Origin of the sequence: Mesorhizobium sp. M7A.F.Ca.CA.004.12.1.1 (assembly GCF_003997835.1) — a bacterium.
In the GTDB taxonomy this organism is placed as follows: domain Bacteria; phylum Pseudomonadota; class Alphaproteobacteria; order Rhizobiales; family Rhizobiaceae; genus Mesorhizobium.
Map to the genome: position 1 here is coordinate 1 of NZ_RZRK01000447.1, position 5,201 is coordinate 5,201.

A 5,201-nucleotide genomic window follows, 5' to 3' on the forward strand; every position below is an offset into this window, starting at 1 on the left:
GCGGTTGCCGGCGGCGCGATCGCGGTGGCGACGCTGCTTCTGGTGTCGCCACGCGCCGAGGCCCTGCTCGACCGGGTTCTGGAGATCGTCGGCGAACACGGCAGCGCCAGTGCCTGGAGCGTGAAGAAATCTGGCAAGCTTCTTGCGAGGCTCTACGCCGGGGACGGCTACCGGCTGCGCCAGCGGCTGGTTCCACTCGTCGAATTGCTCAACGGAAGGGCGGGGTTGCCCAAATTATGGTCACTATAGGCCTGTCTCTACCAATCCAGGGAAACGCATGAACCTGACGCCGAGGGAAAAGGACAAGCTGCTGATCGCCATGGCGGCGATCGTGGCGCGCAAGCGGCTCGAACGCGGCGTCAAGCTCAACCATCCGGAAGCGATCGCGCTGATCACCGACTTCGTCGTCGAAGGCGCCCGCGACGGCCGTCCGGTCGCCGAACTAATGGAAGCCGGCGCTCATATCGTCAGCCGCGCGCAAGTCATGGAAGGCATCGCCGAGATGATCCATGACGTGCAGGTCGAGGCGACTTTTCCCGACGGCACCAAGCTGGTGACCGTGCACGAACCGATCCGTTGAGGAGGACAGGATGCTGGAGCTGCGTCCCAACTGCGAATGCTGCGACAAGGACCTGCCGCCGGAGGCGACGGATGCGCTGATCTGCACCTTCGAGTGCACCTTTTGCGCCGGATGCGTGGAACAGGTGTTGGGCGGCATCTGCCCCAATTGCGGCGGTGGTTTTTCGGCGCGGCCGATCCGCCCGCCAGCGATGCTGAAGAAATATCCGGCGTCGAGCAGACGCGTTCTCAAGGCTGAAGGCTGCGGTCCCAGCAAGGCGGCGTAAACACCAGACCGAGCAAAACGAAAGGCAAACAGATGATCCCCGCCAAACGCCTCTGCCTGTCGGCGATCCTGCTGCTGGCCGCTGCCATGCCGGCCTATGCTCATGTCGGCATCGGCACGGCCTCCTCCTTCACGGCCGGCTTCATGCACCCGCTTTCCGGGCTCGATCATATGACGGTGATGGCCGCAGTCGGGCTGTGGGCGGCGCTCAAGGGCGGCAAGGCGGTTCTTGCCTGGCCGGCGGCCTTTGTCTGCGTCATGCTGGTCGGCGGCGCGCTGGGTATGCTGCACATGCCGCTGCCCTTCGTCGAACCGGGCATACTGGCATCGGTCGTGACGCTCGGGCTGCTGGTGGCGCTGGCGATCGATCTGCCGGTCTCGGCCGGGGTCGCCATCATCGGCCTGTTCGCACTTTTCCACGGCCACGCGCATGGCACCGAGGTGCCGGAGAATGCCGGCGGGCTTGAATACATGGCCGGCTTTGCCATCGCCACGCTGTTGCTGCATGCCGCCGGCATCGCTGCCGGTCTCAGTCTCGGCATCCGGTTCCGTGGAGTGGCCCGTGCTGCCGGTGCCGCCTGTGCGGCGATCGGCATCGGTCTCGCCTTCGGCATCGTGTGAGGGCGACCATGATCCCCGGTGAAATCATCACGGTGGGCGGCGACATCGAGCTCAACAAGGGCCTGCCGACCGTCACCCTGAAAGTCGCCAACAGCGGCGACCGGCCGGTCCAGGTCGGCAGCCACTACCATTTCTTCGAGACCAATGAGGGGCTGAAATTCGACCGCGAGCGCGCCAGGGGCATGCGCCTCGACATTGCCGCGGGCACGGCCATGCGTTTCGAGCCGGGCCAGGAGCGCGATGTCACGCTGGTGCCGCTCGGCGGCAAGCGCGAGGTCTACGGATTTCAGCAGAAGGTGATGGGCAAGCTGTGAGATCTCAAGCTGTGAGATCTTTCGGCGCGCTCAGCTCAGTTCGATGGCTTGGCCGCGGCGTAGATGACGATCTTTCCGGGATCGTCGAATTCGACGGCAAGGACATCCTGCGCCTGCACGCGCTGCGATTCGATGGCGTTGAACAGCAGCGCGTTGGCTTCGATCTCCTTGCGCAGCTCGGTGATGTCGTCCTGATGCTGCTTGACCTTGCTTTCGATCTCCGGCGGCGGGCCGCCTTCGCTGCGCGCGGCGTCGGTGAGGAACACGATGTCGACCTTGTCGAGCTTGGACGTCTTGCGTACCGTACCGATGTTTTCACGCGTGCGGTCGATCGCCGTGTTGACGTTTGCGGCCTCAGTGGTGGCCTTGGTCTCTTCCTGCTTGACCTGCGAGCCGACGATGCGGTTGACGGTCTCCGTGCTTTCCAGCCCTTGCGCCTTCAATCCGGTAGCCGGACCGGCAGCCGCCAGGAACGCCATGGCGGCGACTGCCTGCATTCTGGTCGAGAAAGTGATCGCCATCGCTCGCTCCTGAGAGAAATCGTTTCGGGGCGCGGGTTAGCGCGAAAAGAACAAAACGAATCCCGCCCGGCGAAGGTTCCTTTCCCGATGCGGCCGGCCGGCCGGATGCCGGCCCGCCGTGCCGTGGCGTCAGCTCGCCTTCTTGGTGATCAGGGTCAGTGCGCCATTGGGTTCCATACTGGCCGCGACCACCTGCGCCGAGGTCATTCCCTTGGCCTCCAGCGCCGACTTCACCTTGGGCGTGGCGTCGATCGAGCTGCGCAGTTTCTTCAAGCCGTCATCGCCGCGCTGGGCGATCACCTGGTTGACCTGCGTCTGGGTGTCCTTTGGCAGCTCCGTGATGTCGACGATGTTGACGCTCTGGATCGTCGGCACCGCCGGCTGAGCCTGGGGCGTGGCTGGAGCAGGCGTTGCCGGCGCCGGAGTGGGCTGTGGCGCGGGTTGCTGCTGGGCACTGGCGGCGCCAGCCAGCATCAGGCTGGCAGCTGCGGCAAGAATTATCGTTTTGCGCATGGATTTTCCTTTCCATCGATTGGCAAACGGTCGGTCTGGGGTGACCCCCTAACCTCAACCGCCAAATGGGATCAGAAGGTGTCGCCCAGCGGGTCATTGCGTGACCATAGGATGGCAGCAATGTGCAGCCGCGCTTCAATCCAACCGCATTTCGGCAAACCGCATTTCGGGAGCAATCGCTGATGGCCAGAATTACCCGCGCCGCCTACGCGCAGATGTATGGCCCGACGGTCGGCGACAAAGTGCGCCTTGCCGACACCGAACTGTTCATCGAGGTCGAGAAGGATCTCACCATCCATGGCGAAGAGGTGAAATTCGGCGGCGGCAAGGTGATCCGCGACGGCATGGGCCAGAGCCAGGTTTCCAGAGCCCAGGGCGCCGTCGACACGGTGATCACCAACGCACTGGTGATCGATGCCAGCGCAGGCATCTTCAAGGCCGATATCGGGCTTCGCGACGGCCGCATCGCGGCCATCGGCAAGGCCGGCAATCCGGACACGCAGGATGGCGTCACCATCATCATTGGTCCCGGCACCGAGATCATCGCCGGCGAGGGCAAGATCCTGACCGCAGGCGGCTTCGACGCGCATATCCACTTCATCTGCCCGCAGCAGATCGAGGAAGCGCTGATGTCAGGCATCACCACCATGCTCGGCGGCGGCACCGGTCCGGCGCACGGCACGCTGGCCACCACCTGTACGCCGGGGCCATGGCACATGGCCCGCATGATCCAGTCCTTCGATGCCTTCCCGATGAACATCGGCCTGTCGGGCAAGGGCAATGCCTCCCTGCCCGCCGCGCTTGAGGAAATGGTGCTGGGCGGCGCCTGCTCGCTGAAGCTGCACGAAGACTGGGGCACGACGCCGGCGGCCATTGATTGCTGCCTGTCGGTCGCCGACGACTACGACGTGCAGGTGATGATCCATACCGATACGCTGAACGAATCCGGCTTTGTCGAGAACACGGTCGCCGCCATCAAAGGCCGCACCATTCATGCCTTCCACACCGAGGGTGCCGGCGGCGGCCACGCACCTGACATCATCAAGGTCTGCGGCCTGCCCAACGTCATCCCGTCCTCGACCAACCCGACGCGGCCCTACACGGTCAACACGCTGGCCGAGCATCTCGACATGCTGATGGTCTGCCATCATTTGTCGCCGTCGATCCCTGAGGACATCGCCTTTGCCGAAAGCCGCATCCGCAAGGAGACCATCGCGGCGGAAGACATTTTGCACGACATCGGCGCCTTCTCGATCATCTCGTCGGATTCGCAGGCCATGGGCCGTGTCGGCGAAGTCGCGATCCGCACCTGGCAGACCGCCGACAAGATGAAGCGCCAGCGCGGCTCGCTGCCGCAGGAGACCGGCAACAACGACAATTTCCGCGTCCGCCGCTACATCGCCAAATACACGATCAACCCGGCCATCGCGCATGGGCTGTCGAAAGACATCGGCTCGATCGCGGTCGGCAAGCGCGCCGACCTGGTGCTGTGGAACCCGGCCTTCTTCGGCGTCAAGCCGGACATGGTGCTGATCGGCGGCATGATCGCCGCAGCGCCCATGGGCGACCCCAACGCCTCGATCCCGACGCCGCAGCCGATGCACTACCGGCCGATGTTCGGCGCCTATGGCAAGGCCAGGACCAACTCGTCGGTGACCTTCGTTTCAAAAGCCGCGCTCGAATCAGGCCTGCACGGCAGGCTCGGTGTCGACAAGCAGTTCGTCGCCGTCGAGAACACCCGCGGCGGCATCGGCAAGCATTCGATGGTGCTCAACGACGCCACGCCGCATGTCGAGGTCGATCCGGAAACCTACGAGGTGCGTGCCGACGGGGAATTGCTCACCTGCGAGCCGGCTACCGTGCTGCCGATGGCGCAGAGGTATTTTCTGTTTTAGGATTGCTGCGCCCACGACGTATCGGACCCATCATGGACGAGCAAAAGAAACTTGCCTTAATTTCGAGGATGGGCGCGCTGCAAAAATACAACGGCGGCATTGCCCCACTCTCCATGCCGCTTGTTACATTGGAAGAATATTTCGATGGGGCTCAAGGCGAAGCCGGATTGCTGTGCAACAGCCCGGAGGCACCGAACAATGATACGGTTCTGGCTACATTTCAGTCGATACGGAAAAAGCCCGAAGTTCACGATGTCCGGATAGCGATCGTGCAGTGCGATGATGGAGAATGGCCATTCTCTGACAAAGTCGTCATTACAACGCGCGCCAGCGAAGAACATGTGATTGGCTGGCTGCCATCAGGCTTCGAGCCGGACGAAACCTGGGAAGGAGATGTCGATCACCTGCCCGCCGAGCAGATTGAAGTTCCGGCCGGCTACCGAAAGCTGTGGCTTTGGTATGATTAGCCGAAATTGTCGAAGCAGCTGGTAAG

Annotated in this window: 8 protein-coding genes and 1 pseudogene; 7 read left to right on the forward strand and 2 right to left on the reverse strand. The window is 63.3% G+C overall.

Going from position 1 to position 5,201, the window contains the following annotated elements:
• The 5 genes and pseudogenes from EN984_RS22040 to EN984_RS22060 all read left to right on the forward strand — a co-directional run.
• Positions 1-249: pseudogene (locus EN984_RS22040) on the forward strand (urease accessory protein UreD); the annotation flags it as partial.
• Positions 250-277: 28 nt separating this feature from the next.
• Positions 278-580, forward strand: a complete 303-nt coding sequence (locus EN984_RS22045; protein ID WP_127269528.1) for an urease subunit gamma — start codon at positions 278-280, stop codon at positions 578-580.
• 10 nt (positions 581-590) lie between these two features.
• Positions 591-845 carry a DUF1272 domain-containing protein gene (locus EN984_RS22050; protein WP_127269527.1) on the forward strand — a complete coding sequence of 85 codons (255 nt, stop codon included), beginning with the start codon at positions 591-593 and terminating at the stop codon, positions 843-845.
• A 32-nt stretch (positions 846-877) separates the two neighbouring features.
• Positions 878-1,465, forward strand: a complete 588-nt coding sequence (locus EN984_RS22055) for a HupE/UreJ family protein (protein ID WP_127269526.1) — start codon at positions 878-880, stop codon at positions 1,463-1,465.
• Between the two features lie 8 nt (positions 1,466-1,473).
• Positions 1,474-1,779, forward strand: a complete 306-nt coding sequence (locus tag EN984_RS22060; protein ID WP_127269525.1) for an urease subunit beta — start codon at positions 1,474-1,476, stop codon at positions 1,777-1,779.
• A gap of 35 nt (positions 1,780-1,814) precedes the next feature.
• On the opposite strand, the gene EN984_RS22065 is transcribed toward EN984_RS22060, so the two are convergent.
• Entirely contained in the window at positions 1,815-2,300 is a 486-nt protein-coding gene (locus EN984_RS22065) for a hypothetical protein (RefSeq protein ID WP_127269524.1), read from the reverse strand.
• A gap of 129 nt (positions 2,301-2,429) precedes the next feature.
• A complete protein-coding gene (locus tag EN984_RS22070; RefSeq protein WP_127269523.1) occupies positions 2,430-2,813 on the reverse strand; it encodes a hypothetical protein in 384 nt (127 codons plus the stop codon).
• A gap of 179 nt (positions 2,814-2,992) precedes the next feature.
• Here EN984_RS22070 and ureC point away from each other — a divergent pair, with 179 nt between their 5' ends.
• Complete coding sequence (ureC, locus tag EN984_RS22075; protein ID WP_164748835.1) at positions 2,993-4,708, forward strand: urease subunit alpha; 1,716 nt, start codon at positions 2,993-2,995, stop codon at positions 4,706-4,708.
• Positions 4,709-4,740: 32 nt separating this feature from the next.
• On the forward strand, positions 4,741-5,175 hold the full coding sequence (locus EN984_RS22080; RefSeq protein ID WP_127272482.1) for a hypothetical protein: 435 nt from the start codon (positions 4,741-4,743) through the stop codon (positions 5,173-5,175).
• Positions 5,176-5,201: the final 26 nt, after the last annotated feature.

Bases quoted from the DNA above. Each gene is read 5' to 3' on its own strand.
- EN984_RS22045 (WP_127269528.1), top strand. From the start codon at position 278: ATGAACCTGACGCCGAGGGAAAAGGACAAGCTGCTGATCGCCATGGCG.
- EN984_RS22050 (WP_127269527.1), top strand. From the start codon at position 591: ATGCTGGAGCTGCGTCCCAACTGCGAATGCTGCGACAAGGACCTGCCG.
- EN984_RS22055 (WP_127269526.1), top strand. From the start codon at position 878: ATGATCCCCGCCAAACGCCTCTGCCTGTCGGCGATCCTGCTGCTGGCC.
- EN984_RS22060 (WP_127269525.1), top strand. From the start codon at position 1,474: ATGATCCCCGGTGAAATCATCACGGTGGGCGGCGACATCGAGCTCAAC.
- EN984_RS22065 (WP_127269524.1), bottom strand. From the start codon at position 2,300: ATGGCGATCACTTTCTCGACCAGAATGCAGGCAGTCGCCGCCATGGCG.
- EN984_RS22070 (WP_127269523.1), bottom strand. From the start codon at position 2,813: ATGCGCAAAACGATAATTCTTGCCGCAGCTGCCAGCCTGATGCTGGCT.
- EN984_RS22080 (WP_127272482.1), top strand. From the start codon at position 4,741: ATGGACGAGCAAAAGAAACTTGCCTTAATTTCGAGGATGGGCGCGCTG.